The organism is Cupriavidus sp. 30B13 (genome assembly GCF_049059565.2).
Lineage (GTDB): Bacteria > Pseudomonadota > Gammaproteobacteria > Burkholderiales > Burkholderiaceae > Cupriavidus.
On the sequence record NZ_CP188224.1, the window covers coordinates 842,936 to 859,538 of the forward strand.

Consider the following 16,603-nt stretch of genomic DNA (forward strand, 5'->3'; position numbering starts at 1 on the left):
CTGCGGTTACTACAGGTTTGCGTCCCCATGGCATGGCCGAGCGCACGGCAATGGCTCTTTTCGCTCAAAGCGTTTGCCGCTTCGATGCTCGCGCTCTATATCGCGCTGGCGCTGGGTCTGCCCCGCCCTTACTGGGCCATGGCGACCGTCTATTTCGTCTCCCACCCGCTGACCGGGGCCACGCGCTCCAAGGCCGCGTACCGGGTGGCGGGCACGCTGCTTGGCGCCGCCGGCGCGGTGGCCACCGTGCCGCTGCTGGTCAACGAGCCGGTGCTGCTGATGGCCGGCATCGCGCTGTGGACCGGCGCGCTGCTCTATCTCTCGCTGCTGCAGCGCACGCCGCGCAGCTATATCTTCCTGCTGGCCGCCTACACGCTGCCGATCGTGGCGCTGCCCGCGGTCAGCGAGCCGGCCCAGGTGTTCGCCATCGCGGTGGCGCGCATCGAGGAGATCGTGGTCGGCATCCTGTGCGCCGGGCTGGTCGGCTCGATCGTGTTCCCGGCCAAGGTGGCGCCCGCGCTGCGTGCCCGCTCCGCCACCTGGCTGGCCGACGCGGCGCTGTGGGCCTCGGACATGCTCTCGCCGGAGCCCGATGCCAATGTCTCGCGCCACGGCAGCCGGCACCGCCTGGCCGCCGACATCCTCGCGCTCGACCAGCTGATCGCCCAGCTCTCCTACGACACCGAAAGCGCCGACACGCTGCGCAGCGCGCGCGCGCTGCGCGAGCGCATGACCATGCTGCTGCCGGTGCTGTCCTCGCTGGCCGGCCTGCTGCAGGCGCTGCGCGGCCATGCGCAGGGCGTGCCGGAGCACCTGGCGCGCCACATGGCCGACATGCGAGCCTGGATCGACGGCGGCTTCACGGGGCCGTCGCCCGCGCTGGAACCGGCCGCCGCGCCGTGGCGCGCCTACGGCGCGGCGCCCGGCTGGCATGCGGGCCTGGTGGCCACCGCCAACGATCACCTGCGCACGCTCGCGGCGCTGTGCGAAGACTGCCAGGCCCTGCAGCGCAGCATCGGCGACCAGCCCGGCAACGGCGCCGCGCCCGCGCTGCGCTACCGCGCCGGCGCGGCCGGCCGCGCGCACCACCACGACCACGGCATGCTGCTGTACTACGCGTGCTCCACCTGCCTTGCCGTGTTCTGCGCCGGCCTGTTGTGGATCGCCTCGGGCTGGGAAGACGGCGCCGGCGCCGTGGTGGTGGCCACCATCGCCAGCTGCTTTTTTGCCACGGTGGAGGAGCCGCGGCCGGTGGCGCGCGCCTTCATGCGCTGGAGCGTGGTGTGCTTCCTGGTGTCGTGCTTCTACCTGTTCCTGGTGGTGCCGCAGGCCCACAACTTCGAAACGCTGGTGGGCATGCTGGCGGTGCCCTACATGGGCATCGGCCTGCTGATCTCGCGCCCGGGCTTCAACCTGATCGCCATGCTGCTGTCGGTCAACACGGCTTCGTTCGGCAACTTCCAGAGCCTCTACGACGCCAACTTCCTCGGCACCTTCAATACCAGCCTGGCCAGCGTGGGCGGCATGCTGTTCGCGCCGCTGTGGTTCATGGCCACGCGGCCGTTCGGCGCGCGCGTGGCGGCGCACCGGCTGATCCGCGCCAGCTGGAAGGACCTCGCGCAGGCCGCCACGCGCGGCGAGGCGCCCCAGCAGGGCAAGCTGGGCGCCCGCATGCTGGACCGCCTCGGCCAGCTGGTACCGCGCCTGGCGGCCAGCGACGACAAGATGTCCTCGGACGGCTTCGCCGAGTTGCAGGTCGGTTTCGGCGCGCTGGCGCTGCAACGCAACCTGGCCGCATTGCGCCCGCCGGCGCGGCGCGCGGTCACGCGCGTGCTCAACGGCGCCGCCGGGCATTTCCGCGCGCGCCTGAAGGCCGGCCACGCGATGGCGCCGCCCGAGGCACTGTCCGCGCGCATCGACACCGCCATGCGCGAAGTGGCCGCGCAGGCCGACGATACCGCCGGCCACGCCGTGCGCGATACGCTGGCCGCGCTGTTCGTGCTGCAGGTCACGCTTTACCACGCGCAGCCGCATCCGGCCGCCGCCGCGCCGCTTGTCCACGCGCCCGTGGCGGCGGGCGCCGCCGTGCGCGCGCAGACCGCATGCTGAACGCCGAGATCGATCTGTACGGCGTGTTCGTGCCCAGCCTGCTGGCACTGATGCTGCTTGCCTTCGCCATGACCGCCGGCCTGCGCGCGCTGCTGGCGCGCCTGGGTTTCTACCGGATGGTCTGGCACCGTTCCCTGTTCAACCTCGCCCTCTACCTGATCGTGCTCGGTAGCGTGGTCTCCCTGGCCCGCTGGCTGCAATCATGAAATTCAAGATCCGTTTGCTGGTCCCCGTGGCCCTGACCCTGCTGGCCGCGGTGGCGGCGCTGTTCGTCGTCAGGCATTTGTGGGACTACTACACCGTGGCGCCGTGGACGCGCGACGGCCACGTGCGCGCCGACGTGGTGCAGGTCGCCCCCGACGTGTCGGGCCTGGTCACCAGGGTCCTGGTGAAGGACAACCAGCGCGTGCAGCGCGGCCAGGTGCTGTTCGTGATCGACCAGGACCGCTACCGGCTGGCGCTGCAGCAGGCCGAGGCAAGTGCTGCCGCGCTGCGCGCGACGCTGGCGCAGGCGCGCCGCGAAGCCACGCGCAACCATGCGCTGAGCGAAGTGGTCGCCACCGAGGTGGTGGAGGAAGGGCAGGCCAGGGTGCAGCAGGGCGAAGCCGCGCTGGCGCAGGCCGAGGCGGCGGTGGGCGTGGCGCGCCTGAACCTGGCGCGCACCAGCGTGGCCAGCCCGGTGGACGGCGTGCTCAACGACCGCCTGCCGCGCCTGGGCGACTACGTGAGCACCGGCCGCCCGGTGCTGTCGATGGTCGATGCGAACTCGTTCCACGTGGAAGGCTATTTCGAGGAAACCAAGCTGCACCGCATCCATATCGGCAGCCCGGTCGCGGTGCGCATCATGGGCGAGCGCACCACGCTGCGCGGCCACGTGCAGAGCATCGCCGCCGGCATCGAGGACCGTGACCGCAGCAGCGGCGCCAGCCTGCTGCCCAATGTGAACCCGACCTTCAACTGGGTGCGGCTGGCGCAGCGCATCCCGGTGCGCATCGTGTTCGACGCGGTGCCCGCGGACGTGCAACTGGTATCGGGACGCACCGCCACGGTGTCGGTGACGGAGCCGCGCCAGGTGGTGGCAGCGCGGCGCGCGGGCCCGGCCGCCGGGGTGGCGCAATGAACCGGCCCGGACTGAACAGGCTCGCGCAGGCCTTGCTGCCGGCGCTGGCGCCGCTGCTGTTCGCCTGCACCACGGTCGGCCCCGACTACAAGGTGCCGGAGCACGCGGCGGTGCGCGCGCCCGAGGCCAACGGCCCGCTGCTCGGCACGCAGGACAGCGCCGTCTCGGTCGAGCCGGTGCCGGAGGACTGGTGGCGGCTCTATGACGACCCCAAGCTCGACCGGCTGGTGCAGCAGGCGCTCACCGCCAACACCAGCCTGCGCGTGGCCGCCGCCAACCTGCGCCGCGCGGTGGCGGTCTATCACGAGGTGGAGGCCGAGAACCTGCCGCAGGCCGCGGTTTCCGCCAAGGCCGAGCGCGCGCAGGTGGCCGGCGAGAGTTTCCTGATCAAGGAAAAGATACCGGTCTTCAGCCTCGGCGACGTGGGCTTCGCGGTGTCTTACCTGGTGGACTTTTTCGGCAAGCTCGCGCGCGCCGACGAGGCTGCGCTGGCCAGTGCCGAGGCCAGCCAGGCCGCGCTCGACATGGCGCGCGTGGGCGTGGTGGCGCAGACCGTGCGCGCCTACGTGCAGGGCTGCGCGGCCACGCACGAGCTTGAAGTGGCCGAGCACCAGCTTGCGCTGCAGGAGCGCGGCGCGGAGATCGCCGGCAAGCTGGTCGCCGCCGGCCGTGGCCAGCCCGCCGACCTGTTGCGCGCGCGCTCGCAGGCCGAGACCCTGCGTGCCGCGCTGCCGCGTTTCAAGGCCGAGAAGGAGGGCGCGGCCTACCGGCTGGCGGTGATGCTGGGCAAGCCGCCCGCCGCGCTGGCCGAAGAGGAGTCCGCTTGCCACGAGGAGCCCAGGCTGCGGCAGGCGCTGCCGGTGGGCGACGGCGCCGCGCTGCTCAAGCGCCGGCCCGACATCCGCCAGGCCGAGCGCGAGCTCGCCTCGGCCACCGCCAGGATCGGGGTCGCCACCGCCGACCTCTATCCGTCGATCCGCCTCGGCGCCACGGCCGGCCTGAGCGGCCTGCTCAGCGATTTCGGCACCGGGCCCACGGCGCGCTGGGGCATCGGCCCGCTGGTCACCTGGAACCTGCCCACCAACGGCGTGCGGCCGCGCATCCATGCGATGGAAGCGGGCGCGGATGCCGCGCTGGCGCAGTTCGACGGCGTGGTGCTGAAAGCCCTGCAGGAAACCCAGGGCGCGCTGAGCGAATACACGCGCGAGCTGGAGCGCAACCAGTCGCTGCGCGTGGCGCGCGACGATGCGCGCGAGGCCGCGCGCCAGCACCGCCAGCTATATCAGGCCGGGCGCACGCCGTACCTGTCCAGCCTCGACGCCGACCGCACCCTGGCCGCGGCCGAGGCGGCGCTGGCCGCGTCCGACAGCCAGGTGGCGCTGGACCAGATCAACCTGTTCCTGGCGCTCGGCGGCGGCTGGCAGAACAGCCCGCGGGTAGCGCAGCGCGGCGGCGCCGGCCACGCGGGCGAGGCCGACTAGCGCCGCGCGCGATACCCGATTGCCTTGCGCACCCTCTCCCGTCCGCGGGCGAGGGTGCGCGCGCGTCCGTGTCCGGCGCCTGCGCCGCCGCGCCGGATGCCCGCGCCCGCGCGGGCCGGCAGCCATTTGCGCCGGTCGCCCAAGCCGTCATTCCGTTGTGAAAATTCCGACTGAAAACCAGAATTTTAATTCATCACAGGAATGCATGGCGATGGCTACACTGCTGTCTGTGCCGGCGCCCCCAATCGTGCCGGTGCAAGCAAAAAGGCGAAACAGACGACATGCGGGATGCAAGACTCCGCCTATCCCGCTCCACCACAAGTGGAAAGTGCCGCCCCAATCTGGAATCCAGCAGCAATCATGAACAAGAAGCTCTTCACGACCCTCGTTTCCGCAGCAGCATTCGGCCTTTGCGTCATGGCATCGACGCAGGCCAGCGCACAGGGTCCGAAAGACAGCGTCAACGCCGGCGACAAGTACGGCTACAACCTGCACAACGGCAAGCGCGACCCGTTCACCGACGGCGCGCGCGTCAACGACCGCCGCAACCCGTTTACCGACGGTGCGCGCGTCAATGACCGCCGCGATGCATTCACCGACGGCGCCCACGGCGCCGCGGCGCTCGACCTCGCCGGCCGCGACCTGAGCGGCGTGTCGGCAACGCCGGCCTACAGCAGCGAAGCCAGCGGCGCCAGCGCCTGACGGTGCCCGGCCCGGCCGCGGGAGCCCTCCACCCGCGGCCGGGCCGGCCGCCGAAGATCCTCCTCCCGCATCACCGATTGCCCGCGCTGCCTGCGCGGCGCGCCTTACGGTTTTTTCACCGCAATCACCATCCATGACACCCCGAAGCGGTCGGCGCACATGCCGAAGCGCTCCGCGAAAAAAGTCTCGCCCGCCGGCATCAGCACCTGGCCACCCTCGGCCAGCGCATTGAAGACGCGGTCCACGGCAGCCGCGTCCGGCACCGTGACCGACAGCGCGAAGCCCTGGAAGCTCGGCTTGCCGCTGCAGCGCCCGTCGGACATCAGCACCGTGGTCTCGCCGATGCGCAGGGCCATGTGCATGATCTTCTCCCCGTCGACGGGGCCGGGCGCGCAGCCTTCTGGCGGCGGCGCCTGCGGCGGCGGCGCTTCCTTGAAGCGCATCAGCATCTCGACCCGCGCGCTCAGCACGCGCCGATAGAATTCGGCCGCTTCCTCGCAGCGGCCTTCGAAGAACAGATAAGGCTGGACCAGCATCGTCTCGTCTCCTTGCGGGATGGCCCGCGGTGGCGCATGCGGGACCTGCCGCAGCGCTTTCCGGGCCGCGCGGGGCGGCCACCCTCCCAGCATAGTCCGCATGGCTGGCGCCGCCGCGCCGGCGGATGTGCCTTCGGCGTGCCGGCCGGGCCCGCGCGTCCGGCGCGCTACTCGCCCATGTCCACCCGCGCCGCCAGGAAATCCAGCAACGCGCGCACGCGCGCCGGCAGGTGCCGGCCCTGTCCCAGGTAGACCGCGTGCACCGCCTCGAGGTCGCCCGGGTTGAAGTCTTCCAGCAGCGGCACCAGCCGCCCGGCGGCGATGTCCTCGCGCACCTGGTAGGTGGCCATGCGCGCCAGGCCCAGCCCGCCCACGACGATGCGGCGCAGCGCGTCGCCGTTGCTGGTCACGGCGTTGCCGGCCGGCGCCACCATCGTGGCCTGGCCGTGCTCCAGCATCGGCCAGCCCTCGATGGCGCGCGCGTAGCCCAGCCGCAGGCAGTTGTGCGCGGCCAGGTCGGCCGGCACCCGCGGCGTGCCGCGCCGCGCCAGGTAGGCGGGCGCGCCCACCACCATCATGCGGGTCTCGCCCAGCTTGCGCGCCAGCAGTTGCGAGCTTTTCAGCCCGCCGGCGCGGATCGCCACGTCGGTGCGTTCTTCCAGCAGGTCGATGACCTCGTCGGTCAGCACGATGTCCAGGTGGATCTCGGGATACTGCGCGAGGAATTCCGGCACCAGCGGCAGCAGGAAATGATCGCCGAAGGGCACGTTGGCGTTGATGCGCACGCGCCCGTGCGGCGCGGCGCTGGCGGCGGCGCCGCGCTCGGCCTCGTCGAGGTCGGCCAGCACGCGCACGGCGCGCTCGTAGAACACGCGGCCCTCGGCGGTCAGCTCGATGCGGCGCGTGGAGCGGTTGACCAGCCGCGCGCCCAGGCGCGCTTCGAGCCGCGCCACCAGCTTGCTGACCGCAGACGGCGTCATGCGCAGCGCGCGCGCCGCCGCCGAGAAGCCGCCCTGTTCCACCACCCGCACAAAGACTTCCATCTCGCCGGAGCGATTGACGTCGAGCCGCGACATTGTGATTTCAATTCATAAATGCTGTTCTTGCGGGCAGTCTACCGCATCAATCCTGGCATCCCCATACTTCTTCCCGTGCGGCGCGGGCGGACTGCCGGCGCCGCTGAACCCCGCAACCCAGGTTTTCCAGACATGCCACTAGCTCTCTACGCCCTGACCGCCGGCGCCTTCGGCATCGGCGTCACCGAATTCATCATCATGGGCCTGCTGCTCGAGGTCGGCACCGACCTCGGCGTCAGCATCGCGGCGGCCGGCCTGCTGATCTCCGGCTACGCGCTCGGCGTGGTCGCCGGCGCGCCGCTGATGACGGCGCTGACCGCGCGCTGGCCGCGCAAGACCGCGCTGCTGATCCTGATGGCCATCTTCACCGTCGGCAACGCCGCCTGCGCGCTGGCGCCCAGCTATGAAACGCTGATGGCCGCGCGCGTGCTGACCGCGCTGGCGCACGGCACTTTCTTCGGCGTGGGCTCGGTGGTGGCCACCGGGCTGGTGGCGCCGCAGCGGCGCGCCTCGGCCATCGCCGTGATGTTCACCGGACTGACCGTGGCCAGCGTGCTGGGCGTGCCGTTCGGCACCTGGCTCGGCCAGGCCTGCGGCTGGCGCGCCAGCTTCTGGGCGGTGGCGGCCGTGGGCCTGCTGGCGATGGTGGTGATCGCGCTGCTGGTGCCGGCCGAGCGCCAGGCCCCGGAGGCGCCCGACCTGCGCCGCGACCTGCGCGCGCTGATGCGCCGGCCGGTGCTGCTGGGTTTGCTGACCACGGTGCTGGGCTATGCCGGTGTGTTTGCCGTGTTCACCTATATCGCGCCGATCCTGACCCGGGTCACCGGCTTTGCCGACAGCGCGGTCTCGCCCATCCTGCTGGTGTTCGGCGTGGGGCTGGTGGCCGGCAACCTGCTCGGCGGGCGCCTGGCCGACCGCCACCTGCAGCGCACCGTGCTGGGCAGCATGCTGGCGCTGGCCGTGGTGCTGGGCCTGATGTCGCTGGTGCTGCACAGCAAGGTGCTGACGGTGGTGTTCGTCGGCTTGCTCGGCGTGGCCGCGTTCGCCACCGTGGCGCCGCTGCAGATGTGGGTGCTGGAGCGCGCCACCGGGGCCGGGCAGAGCCTGGCGTCGAGCTTCAATATCGCCGCCTTCAACCTTGGCAACGCCATCGGCGCGTGGCTGGGCGGCGAAGTCATCACGCGCGGCCCGGGCCTGGGCGCGGTGACGTGGGTGGCGGCACTGGTGCCGCTGGCCGGGGTGGCCGTGGCCCTGCTCGCCATCCGCCTGTCGCCGGGCGCGCACGATGCGCCGGCCGCCGGCGCGAGCCTGTCGCCGCCGCGCATGCACTGACGCGCTGGCGCGGCGGCATCGGCGTCGGTATCGGCGTCAGTATCGGCGTCGGTATCGGCATCAGCGCCGGCGGGCCAGCGCGCGCAGGCTGTCCAGCAGCTTGTCGATCTCCGCTTCGGTCGTCAGGTAGCTGACCGAGGCGCGGGCGATCTGGCCGAGCCCGCGCGCGTTCATGTCCAGCGGCGTGTAGCTCACGCCGTTGCTGCCGATCGAGATGCCCTGCGCCGCCAGGCGCCGCTGCACGTCCAGCGGGTCGTGGCCGGCCAGGTCGAACGCCACCAGGCCGGAGCGCTCGCGTCCCTGGTCCAGCACCGACACGCCCGGTATCGCCGCCAGTTGCGCGCGCAGCGCCTGCGCGGTGGCGTCGATGCGCGCGCGGATCGCGTCGAGGCCGATCTCCAGCGCTTCCTGCAAGGCATTGGCCAGCCCGCAATGGAGTGCCTTGGCGGCCTCGGCCGATTCGAAGCGGGCCGCGTCGGCGCGCAGCACCGGTTCGCCATCCGCGCCCAGCGGCGCCGAATGCGTGTCGGCCCAGGCCGGCGTCAGGCGCGGCAGGAAGTCCTTGCGCACATAGAGCAGCCCGGTGCCGCGCGGGCCGCGCAGCGCCTTGCGGCCGGGGCCGGTCAGCACGTCGCAGCCGAGCGCGGCCACGTCGACGGGCAACTGGCCCACCGCCTGGGCGGCATCGATGAAGTAAGGAATGCCATGGCGGCGCGTGACCTGCCCGATGGCCGCGGCCGGGTTGATCAGGCCGCCGTTGGCCGGCAGCCAGGTCAGCGCGACCAGCCGCACGCGCTCGTCGAGCATGGCCTCCAGCGCCTGCGGGTCGGCCGCGCCGCTGTCGTCGGACGGGATGGCTTCGATGGACGCACCCGCGCGCTGCGCATGCAGGCGCATGGCCGCCAGGTTGCCGCCCCATTCGTGGCGAGCGACCAGGATGCGGTCGCCGGGCTGCCAGCGCGGCAGCGCCGCGAACGCCGCGCCCCAGCCCGGCGAGTTGCCGGTGGTCAGCGCGATCTCGGCCGGCGCGGCGTTCAGCAGTTGCGCGGCCAGCGTGCGCGCGCGCTCGGTCTGCGCGCGCGCCGCCACGCCGGCTTCCATCGGGCCGGCGGCGGCTTCGTGCCGCAAGTGGGCCTCGATCGCCTCCAGCGTGGCGGCGGACGGCAGCGAGGCGCCGGCGTGGTTGAAATGCGTGGTGGCGCGGGTGCCGGGCGTGAGCGCGCGCAGCGCGTCCACGGCGGCGGAAGTGAGGGGAGCGGACATGGGTTTTCCGGTGTGACGCACGCGGGTTCAGGGCTGGCCGAGCAGGATCACGGCCTCGGCTTCCACGGCCACGCCGCTGGGCAGCGCGGCCACGCCGACCGCGCTGCGCGCATGGCGGCCGGCCTCGCCGAAGACCTGCACCATCAGGTCCGACGCACCGTTGGCCACGGCGCTCTGGCGATGGAAATCCGGCGTGCCGGCGACGAACACGCCCAGGCGCAGCACGCGCGCCACGCGGTCGAGCCGGTCGCCGGTGGCGGCCGCGATCTGCGACAGCAGGCCCAGCGCCGCCAGGCGCGCGGCGCGCGCGCCTTCTTCGTCGGAGACGTTGTCGCCCAGGCGGCCCAGGCAGGCCGGCTGGCCGTGCTCGCGCGAGATCTGGCCGGAGATATAGAGCACGTTGCCTTCCAGCACGAACGGCACGTAGTTGGCCGCGGGCGCGGCCGCGGGTTCGAGCGCGAGGCCGAGCTCGGCGACGCGGGCGGAGATGGAGCGGGCGGCGGGGTGGGCGGTCTGGGTCATCTGGGTGATCTGGGTGATCTGGGTGATCTGGCTCATGGCAGCAAGGCTCCTGCGGCATGGCAGGAGGCGGTGTCGAGTGGAAAGCCCCATCCTATGGCCGCCGCCGCGGCGTGACAAACCAGTTTTCGTCTCATACGCATGAGCCGGATTGATGCGTGGCCGCGGCGGCTTCCCGCGCCACCGTATCCGCCAGCCAGGCCCGCAGCGCCCGCGCGGGCTCGCCGGGCGCGCCGGGCGGCATGACCAGCCACCAGCCGATGCGCGGATCTTCCAGCACCGTGCCGGGCAGGGCCTCGACCAGCGTGCCGGCGGCCAGTTGCGGCGCGATCAGCCGGTGGCGGCCCATGCACAGGCCTTGCCCGGCCAGCGCCGCTTCCACCACGATGTTGTAGTCGTGCAGGTGCACGGTCTGCGCCTGCCGCAGGTCCACGCCGAAGCGGCGCGCCCAGGCGTCCCATTCGAACGGCTGCCTGGCGTGCGAGGCCAGCAGCGGGTGGCGCAGCAGGTCTTGTGGCTGCCGCGGCCGGCCGGCGCCGGCCACCAGCGCGGGCGCGCACACCACCGACAGGCGCTCCGGCATCAGCAACTGCGCGCGCACGCCGGGCCACGCGCCGCGGCCATAGCGGATCGCCATGTCCACCTCGCCGGCGGCCACGTCGGCCAGCGCGATATCGGGGCGCAGCTGCAGGTCGATGCCGGGATGGGCGGCGGCGAAGGCCGGCAGCCGCGGCGCCAGCCAGCGCGTGGCGAACGATGCCAGCAGCCCGACCGTCAGCGCGGCGCGCGCGGGCGCCGCCGCGCGGATCTGCCCGGTGCCCAGGCGCAGCAGCTCGAAGGCCGCGTGCACCTGCGCGTAGTAGGCCTGCCCCGCGGGCGTCAGCGCCACCGCGCGCGTGCGCCGTTCGAACAGCGCCACGCCGAGGTCGCTCTCCAGCCGCTGGATATGGTGGCTGACCGCGCCCTGGGTCACGAACAGCTCCTGCGCGGCCTGGCTGAAGCTCAGCCGCCGCGCGGCGGCCTCGAAGGCGCGCAGGGACAAAAGGGGCGGCAGGGATGGCGGGGAGCGCATGAAGCGGGGCGGTGGCGTGGCGAGTGCGCCATGCTACCGCTTGTCGCGACGGCGTGCTGCGGCGGGCGGCATCGACGCTAGAATGCCGCTCTCGTTCCCTAATGCTGCGGAGTTGCCGTGCTGGCTGAACAGCGACAGAAATTCATTCTCGACCAGCTTGTCGCCAGCGGCGCGCTGGCGATCAGCGAACTGGTCGGCGAGCTTGGCGTCTCGCGCGAGACCATCCGGCGCGACCTCAACGTGCTGGCCGCGCGCGGCCTGCTGATCCTCACGCACGGCGGGGCGCTTTCGCCCGAGCGGGCCGAGCCCGACGCCCAGACCCGCGCCGCGGTCAACGTCGAAGGCAAGCGCGCCATCGGCATGCGCGCGGCGGAGCTGGTGCCCGACGGCGCCTCGGTGATCCTCGACTACGGCACCACCACCCACGCGGTGGCGCAGGCGCTGCACGGCCACCGCAACCTGGTGGTCTACACCAACGACATCGCCATCGCGCTGCTGCTGGGCCGGCGCAACGGCAACCGCGTGGTGATGCTGGGCGGCGAGCTGCAGGACAACGAAGACGCCACGCAAGGCTGGGACACCATCGAGCAGTTGTCGCGCTATCGCGCGGACTTCGCCTTCGTCGGCACCGGCGGCATCACGGCCGACGGGCAGATGAGCGATTTCTCGCGCGCCGCCGCCGAGCTGCGCAGCCGCATGCTGCTGGCCGCCGGCGTGGCGTGCGTGGTGGCCGACCACACCAAGTTCGGCCGCAATGCCGGCGTGCTGGTCAAGCATTTCGACAAGGCCGCCTGGCTGATCTCCGACCGCGCGCCCGAGCCGGGCCTGTGCGCCGCGCTGGCGGCGCGCGGCCCGGCGCTGCGGATCGCCTGACGCGTGCCGGCCGTCCCAGACGTTGTTTCAAAATGGAGCGAAGCGGTCCTGGCTGGGCGCGCGGCGCGGACAGTACAACTGGTACGGCAAGGCCGCGCAACGACGCCAGGACCTTCTTGAAACGACGTCTCAGGCGGCGACCGCGAGCGGCCGGTCGCCGGCGATGGTGGTGCGGTGCAGTTCGCGGTCGAAGCCGTCGTAGTCGTTCATGGCGAGATGCTGCGTGCAGCGGTTGTCCCAGACCGCCAGCGCGCCGCGCGTCCAGCGGAAGCGGCAGGTGAACTCCGGCCGCACCGCGTGGCCGTAGAGGTACTGCAGCAGCGGCGCGCTTTCTTCCTCGGTCATGCCTTCGAAGCGCAGCGTGTAGGTGCTGTTGACGTAGAGCGCCTTCTTGCCGGTGGCCGGGTGCACGCGCACCACCGGGTGCGTGACCTCGCTGCTGGCGCGCTCGTCGGTGCGCACGTCCATTTTGTGGGCCGGATCGCCGTTGTTGACCACCGCGCCCGCGGCGCCGTACGAGCGCACCGGGCTGTGCACGGCGCGCAGGTTGTCCAGCACCGCCTTCAGGCCGTCGGACAGCGCATCGTAGGCGCGGTACATATTGGTCCACAGCGTGTCGCCGCCATAGGGCGGGATCACGCGCGCATAGAGCGCCGAGCCCATCGGCGGCTGTTCGGCGTAGCTCATGTCGGAATGCCACAGGCCGCCGAAATTGCGCCGGGTCTGTTCCGTCTTGCCTTTCATCACCGGCAGGATTTCCGGGTGGCCCTGCAGCGCGCGGATGAACGGCACCTCGAGCAGTTCGCCGAAATGCGCGCTGAAGGCCTTGTGCTGCTCGGGCGTGAGCTCCTGGCCGCGGAAGAAGATCACCAGGTGCGCGTGCAGCGCGGCCTGGATCTCGGCGAAGGTTTCCGCCGGCAGCGGCTTTGCCAGGTCGACTCCGCCGATTTCCGCGCCGAGCGCGCCGGCGATGGGCTGGACTTCGATGAAACGGTATTGCGTCATGGCTGGTCTCCGTGGTGGATGCGGCAGGCCGCGGCCGGTGGCCGGTGGCCGGTGGCGCCGCGGTTCATTGAATGGTGATGTTGGCGCTGTGCACCAGCGTGCCCCACTTGCGCGCTTCCGCCTCGATATAGCGGCCGAACGGCTGCGGGCCGGCACCCGAGACGATGCCGCCCATCTCTTCGAGCTTGCGGCGCACGTCGGGCAGGTTCAGCACGGCCTGCAGCTCGGCGTCGAGCCGGGCGACGATGGGTCTGGGGGTGGCCGCCGGCACCAGCACGCCGAACCATCCCGCGATCTCGTAGCCGCGCAGGCCGGCCTCGGCCATGGTGGGCACGTCAGGCAACTGCGGCGAGCGCTGCGCGCTGGTGATGGCCAGCGCGCGCAGCTTGCCGGCCTTCACCAGCGGCAGCGCGGACGGCATGTTGTCGAACATCAGCGGCACGTGGCCGGCCATGGTGTCGTTCAGGCCCGGCGCGCTGCCCTTGTACGGCACGTGGGTCAGGCGCAGGCCGGCGGTGGTGGCGAACAGTTCGCCCGCCAGGTGCAGCGAGGTGCCGGCGCCCGGCGTGGCATAACTGAGCGGCGCCGGCTGCCGCTTGCCGTAGTCGACCAGCTCCTGCACCGAATGCACCGGCAGCGCCGGGTTGACCACCAGCAGGTTCGGCACCGCCATCAGCATGGTCACCGGCGCCAGGTCCCTGAGCGGGCTGTAGGGCAGGTCGGGATAGAGCGAAGGGTTGATGGCGATGGGGCCGATATTGCCCATCACGATGGTGTAGCCGTCCGCCGGCTGCTTGGCGACGTAGTCGGTGCCTACGTTGCCGCCGGCGCCGGCCTTGTTCTCCACCACCACGGGCTGGCGCAGCCGCTCGCCGAGCTTCTGGCCGACGATGCGCGCGAGCATGTCGGTCGAGCCGCCCGGCGGGTAGGGCACCACCCACTTGATCGGCCGCGACGGCCAGGCGTCGGCGGCGCGCGCGGCCAGCGGCGCGGCGGCGGCGGCCAGGGCCGTCAGCGCGGCAAGGACAAAGAGGGCGCGGGCGCGTCCGGGGCGGAAGGTGTCGTCATGTTGTCTCCGTGAGGAACGAGGCGCGGTACTTGCCGCGGCCTTCTCATTGCTTTAATATGTTCACTTAGTGAACGTATAGTCCTCTAGGTGAACGGTTAGCGAATGAAGAATAATAGATCGATCCAGCGGTGTCTAGCCATCCTGCAGGCATTCCGTCACAACGGCCGCCCCACGCTGGCGGAGCTGTCGCGCGCGGTGGACCTGCCGCATCCCACCGTGCTGCGCTTTCTGCTGACGCTGGAAGAGGACGCCTATGTGGCGCGCGAAGGCAACCGCTGGCGCCTGACCACCCGCATCTTCGAGATTGGTTTCGCGGCGCTGGAAAGCCTCGGCGTGACCGAGGCCGTGCAGGAAGGGCTGCAGCAGCTCGCCGACGCCTACTCCGGCACGGCCAACCTCGGCGAAGCCAATCCGGAGGGCGTGATCATCATCGGGCGGGCCATGGCGCCGGCCGAGCGGCGCCGGCTGGTGGTGATGAACCTGCGCGTGGGCAGCGTGCTGCCGCCCGGCAGCGCGCTGGCGATGGCGCTGCCGCTGCCGCCGGGCGAGTGGAGCGTGCTGGCCTACCCGGAAAGCAACCAGGTATCGGTCTCGGTGCCGGTGCCCGCCGCGGGGTCGCGGCAGTTGTCGCTGGGCATCTCCACCTCGTCGGGCGAGGCGACGCCGGAGCGGATTCCGGTGGAGATCGTGCCCGCGCTGCAAAAGGCGGCCGCCAACGTCAGCCGCCTGATCGGGCTGGCGCCAGTGTGAGCCGCCGCGGGCCGCGCCCGCCGCACATGCCCGCGCGTGGCCGTTGATCGCACGGAAAAAACGGGCGCTTCCCGCCATGGGCGGCGCTTTGCCGTCGCCGCTCCGCGCGCACATGGCTGCCAAGGCACAGCGGATGCTAAGCTCTCGCCTTGTCGATACATTCATGCCCAGCCATGAATGTGCCTACATGTCTGCGGCCGCGCCGCCCGTGAAGTCCCGGGGCCGCGCCGCGGCATCCCCAGGCATGCCCGCTGACACGTATCCGCGGCGGCCATCCCAGCCCGAAGCTTCAGCACAACCAAGACGAAGAGACACCCGTGAGACCTGCCTCCCTCGAAACCTTCCTGGCCGGGGTTGCCCGGCGCGACCCCGACCAGCCGGAATTCCTCCAGGCCGTGAAGGAAGTCATGATGACGCTGTGGCCGTTCGTGGAACAGCATCCGCGCTACGGCGAACAGGCCCTGCTGGAGCGGCTGGTGGAGCCCGAGCGCGTGATCCAGTTCCGCGTGGCGTGGACCGACGACCGCGGGCAGGTGCAGGTCAACCGCGCCTTCCGCGTGCAGCACAGCTCGGCCATCGGCCCCTACAAGGGCGGCATGCGCCTGCATCCCACCGTCAATCTCTCGGTGCTGAAGTTCCTCGGCTTCGAGCAGACCTTCAAGAACGCGCTCACCACGCTGCCGATGGGCGGCGGCAAGGGCGGCTCCGACTTCGATCCCAAGGGCAAGTCCGACGGCGAGGTCATGCGCTTCTGCCAGGCGCTGATGACCGAGCTGTACCGCCACCTCGGCCCCGACACCGACGTGCCCGCCGGCGACATCGGCGTGGGCGCGCGCGAGGTCGGCTTCATGGCCGGCATGATGAAGAAGCTCTCCAACCATGCCGCCTGCGTGTTCACCGGCAAGGGCCTGGCCTTCGGCGGCAGCCTGATGCGGCCCGAAGCCACCGGCTATGGCACGGTGTACTTCGCGCAGGAGATGCTGCACCGGCGCGGGCGCGGCTTCGACGGCCTGCGCGTGCTGATCTCCGGCGCGGGCAACGTGGCGCAGTTCGCCGCCGAGAAAGCCATCGAGCTCGGCGCCAAGGTGCTCACGGTGTCCGACTCCGGCGGCGTGCTGCACTATCCGCAGGGCATGGACCGCGAGCAGCTGGCCGCGCTGATGGCCTTCAAGAACGAGGCGCGCGGCCGCCTGGCCGATTTCGCCGCCGCGCAGGACCTGCACTTCGAGGCCGGCCGCACGCCGTGGCACGTGCCGGCCGACGTGGCGCTGCCGTGCGCCACGCAGAACGAGCTCGACGGCGGCGACGCCGGGCGCCTGCTGGCCAACGGCGTGTTCTGCGTGGCCGAAGGCGCCAACATGCCGTCCACGCTCGACGCGGTCGACCGCTTCCTGGCCGCGCGCATCCTCTACGCGCCGGGCAAGGCCAGCAACGCCGGCGGCGTGGCTACCTCGGGCCTGGAGATGTCGCAGAACGCCATGCGCCTGGCGTGGCACCACGCCGAGGTCGACGAAAAGCTGCACGCCATCATGAAGGACATCCACGGCAACTGCATCCACTACGGCCAGAAGGCGGACGGCTATATCAACTACGTGGAAGGCGCCAACGTGGCCGGGTTCGTGAAGGTGGCCGACGCGATGCTGGCGCAGGGGGTGGTGTAGCGGCGGCTGCGCTTCGCCAGCCCGGTTTCGCAAAC

Annotated in this window: 16 protein-coding genes; 9 read left to right on the forward strand and 7 right to left on the reverse strand. The window is 71.7% G+C overall.

Annotated features, from left to right (window positions below; genetic code table 11):
* Positions 1-27: 27 nt before the first annotated feature.
* From ACKI2N_RS23070 to ACKI2N_RS23090, 5 genes are all read left to right on the forward strand, one after another.
* On the forward strand, positions 28-2,109 hold the full coding sequence (locus ACKI2N_RS23070; protein ID WP_420993072.1) for an FUSC family protein: 2,082 nt from the start codon (positions 28-30) through the stop codon (positions 2,107-2,109).
* Positions 2,103-2,315 carry a DUF1656 domain-containing protein gene (locus tag ACKI2N_RS23075; protein ID WP_420993073.1) on the forward strand — a complete coding sequence of 71 codons (213 nt, stop codon included), beginning with the start codon at positions 2,103-2,105 and terminating at the stop codon, positions 2,313-2,315. Before ACKI2N_RS23070 ends, ACKI2N_RS23075 begins: the two co-directional genes overlap by 7 nt.
* Positions 2,312-3,229 carry an efflux RND transporter periplasmic adaptor subunit gene (locus tag ACKI2N_RS23080; protein ID WP_420993074.1) on the forward strand — a complete coding sequence of 306 codons (918 nt, stop codon included), beginning with the start codon at positions 2,312-2,314 and terminating at the stop codon, positions 3,227-3,229. The genes ACKI2N_RS23075 and ACKI2N_RS23080 overlap by 4 nt, the downstream gene beginning before the upstream one ends.
* Complete coding sequence (locus tag ACKI2N_RS23085; protein ID WP_420993075.1) at positions 3,226-4,710, forward strand: efflux transporter outer membrane subunit; 1,485 nt, start codon at positions 3,226-3,228, stop codon at positions 4,708-4,710. Before ACKI2N_RS23080 ends, ACKI2N_RS23085 begins: the two co-directional genes overlap by 4 nt.
* 360 nt (positions 4,711-5,070) lie before the next feature.
* On the forward strand, positions 5,071-5,412 hold the full coding sequence (locus ACKI2N_RS23090) for a hypothetical protein (RefSeq protein WP_420993076.1): 342 nt from the start codon (positions 5,071-5,073) through the stop codon (positions 5,410-5,412).
* A 104-nt stretch (positions 5,413-5,516) separates the two neighbouring features.
* Here the strand turns inward: ACKI2N_RS23090 and ACKI2N_RS23095 are convergent, their stop codons facing one another.
* Together ACKI2N_RS23095 and ACKI2N_RS23100 are read right to left on the reverse strand one after the other, a co-directional pair.
* Positions 5,517-5,948, reverse strand: coding sequence for a VOC family protein (locus ACKI2N_RS23095; protein ID WP_420993077.1), 432 nt, complete (start codon positions 5,946-5,948; stop codon positions 5,517-5,519).
* 167 nt (positions 5,949-6,115) lie between these two features.
* Positions 6,116-7,024: a LysR family transcriptional regulator gene (locus tag ACKI2N_RS23100; RefSeq protein ID WP_420993078.1), complete on the reverse strand. Its 909-nt coding sequence runs from the start codon at positions 7,022-7,024 to the stop codon at positions 6,116-6,118.
* Between the two features lie 132 nt (positions 7,025-7,156).
* On the opposite strand from ACKI2N_RS23100, the gene ACKI2N_RS23105 reads away from it, so the two are divergent.
* Positions 7,157-8,356 (forward strand): MFS transporter, encoded by a 1,200-nt coding sequence (locus tag ACKI2N_RS23105; protein ID WP_420993079.1) that lies wholly within the window; start codon positions 7,157-7,159, stop codon positions 8,354-8,356.
* 60 nt (positions 8,357-8,416) lie between these two features.
* Here the strand turns inward: ACKI2N_RS23105 and ACKI2N_RS23110 are convergent, their stop codons facing one another.
* The 3 genes from ACKI2N_RS23110 to gcvA all read right to left on the reverse strand — a co-directional run bounded on the left by ACKI2N_RS23110 (position 8,417) and on the right by gcvA (position 11,210).
* Positions 8,417-9,619: an aminotransferase class V-fold PLP-dependent enzyme gene (locus ACKI2N_RS23110; RefSeq protein ID WP_420993080.1), complete on the reverse strand. Its 1,203-nt coding sequence runs from the start codon at positions 9,617-9,619 to the stop codon at positions 8,417-8,419.
* A gap of 27 nt (positions 9,620-9,646) precedes the next feature.
* Positions 9,647-10,141, reverse strand: a complete 495-nt coding sequence (locus tag ACKI2N_RS23115) for a RidA family protein (protein WP_420993193.1) — start codon at positions 10,139-10,141, stop codon at positions 9,647-9,649.
* A 130-nt stretch (positions 10,142-10,271) separates the two neighbouring features.
* Positions 10,272-11,210, reverse strand: coding sequence for a transcriptional regulator GcvA (gene gcvA, locus ACKI2N_RS23120; protein WP_420993081.1), 939 nt, complete (start codon positions 11,208-11,210; stop codon positions 10,272-10,274).
* Positions 11,211-11,327: 117 nt separating this feature from the next.
* Between gcvA and ACKI2N_RS23125 the strand changes: the two genes are divergently transcribed.
* Positions 11,328-12,083, forward strand: coding sequence for a DeoR/GlpR family DNA-binding transcription regulator (locus tag ACKI2N_RS23125; RefSeq protein ID WP_420993082.1), 756 nt, complete (start codon positions 11,328-11,330; stop codon positions 12,081-12,083).
* A gap of 129 nt (positions 12,084-12,212) precedes the next feature.
* On the opposite strand, the gene ACKI2N_RS23130 is transcribed toward ACKI2N_RS23125, so the two are convergent.
* Both ACKI2N_RS23130 and ACKI2N_RS23135 read right to left on the reverse strand, forming a co-directional pair.
* Complete coding sequence (locus ACKI2N_RS23130) at positions 12,213-13,088, reverse strand: TauD/TfdA dioxygenase family protein (RefSeq protein ID WP_420993083.1); 876 nt, start codon at positions 13,086-13,088, stop codon at positions 12,213-12,215.
* 64 nt (positions 13,089-13,152) lie between these two features.
* The gene (locus ACKI2N_RS23135; protein ID WP_420993084.1) at positions 13,153-14,022 is read right to left on the reverse strand and encodes a Bug family tripartite tricarboxylate transporter substrate binding protein; all 870 of its coding nucleotides are present in this window, start codon (positions 14,020-14,022) and stop codon (positions 13,153-13,155) included.
* Positions 14,023-14,259: 237 nt separating this feature from the next.
* Here ACKI2N_RS23135 and ACKI2N_RS23140 point away from each other — a divergent pair, with 237 nt between their 5' ends.
* Complete coding sequence (locus ACKI2N_RS23140) at positions 14,260-14,907, forward strand: IclR family transcriptional regulator (RefSeq protein ID WP_420993085.1); 648 nt, start codon at positions 14,260-14,262, stop codon at positions 14,905-14,907.
* A 317-nt stretch (positions 14,908-15,224) separates the two neighbouring features.
* Positions 15,225-16,568: an NADP-specific glutamate dehydrogenase gene (gene gdhA, locus ACKI2N_RS23145; protein ID WP_420993086.1), complete on the forward strand. Its 1,344-nt coding sequence runs from the start codon at positions 15,225-15,227 to the stop codon at positions 16,566-16,568.
* Positions 16,569-16,603 lie beyond the last annotated feature (35 nt).

What these genes read in the sequence shown, in the direction of transcription:
- ACKI2N_RS23070 (WP_420993072.1), top strand. Translation starts at nt 28, where the DNA reads ATGGCATGGCCGAGCGCACGGCAATGGCTCTTTTCGCTCAAAGCGTTT.
- gcvA (WP_420993081.1), bottom strand. Translation starts at nt 11,210, where the DNA reads ATGCGCTCCCCGCCATCCCTGCCGCCCCTTTTGTCCCTGCGCGCCTTC.
- ACKI2N_RS23105 (WP_420993079.1), top strand. Translation starts at nt 7,157, where the DNA reads ATGCCACTAGCTCTCTACGCCCTGACCGCCGGCGCCTTCGGCATCGGC.
- ACKI2N_RS23080 (WP_420993074.1), top strand. Translation starts at nt 2,312, where the DNA reads ATGAAATTCAAGATCCGTTTGCTGGTCCCCGTGGCCCTGACCCTGCTG.
- ACKI2N_RS23085 (WP_420993075.1), top strand. Translation starts at nt 3,226, where the DNA reads ATGAACCGGCCCGGACTGAACAGGCTCGCGCAGGCCTTGCTGCCGGCG.
- ACKI2N_RS23095 (WP_420993077.1), bottom strand. Translation starts at nt 5,948, where the DNA reads ATGCTGGTCCAGCCTTATCTGTTCTTCGAAGGCCGCTGCGAGGAAGCG.
- ACKI2N_RS23100 (WP_420993078.1), bottom strand. Translation starts at nt 7,024, where the DNA reads ATGTCGCGGCTCGACGTCAATCGCTCCGGCGAGATGGAAGTCTTTGTG.
- ACKI2N_RS23075 (WP_420993073.1), top strand. Translation starts at nt 2,103, where the DNA reads ATGCTGAACGCCGAGATCGATCTGTACGGCGTGTTCGTGCCCAGCCTG.
- ACKI2N_RS23130 (WP_420993083.1), bottom strand. Translation starts at nt 13,088, where the DNA reads ATGACGCAATACCGTTTCATCGAAGTCCAGCCCATCGCCGGCGCGCTC.
- ACKI2N_RS23090 (WP_420993076.1), top strand. Translation starts at nt 5,071, where the DNA reads ATGAACAAGAAGCTCTTCACGACCCTCGTTTCCGCAGCAGCATTCGGC.
- ACKI2N_RS23115 (WP_420993193.1), bottom strand. Translation starts at nt 10,141, where the DNA reads ATGACCCAGACCGCCCACCCCGCCGCCCGCTCCATCTCCGCCCGCGTC.
- ACKI2N_RS23140 (WP_420993085.1), top strand. Translation starts at nt 14,260, where the DNA reads ATGAAGAATAATAGATCGATCCAGCGGTGTCTAGCCATCCTGCAGGCA.
- ACKI2N_RS23110 (WP_420993080.1), bottom strand. Translation starts at nt 9,619, where the DNA reads ATGTCCGCTCCCCTCACTTCCGCCGCCGTGGACGCGCTGCGCGCGCTC.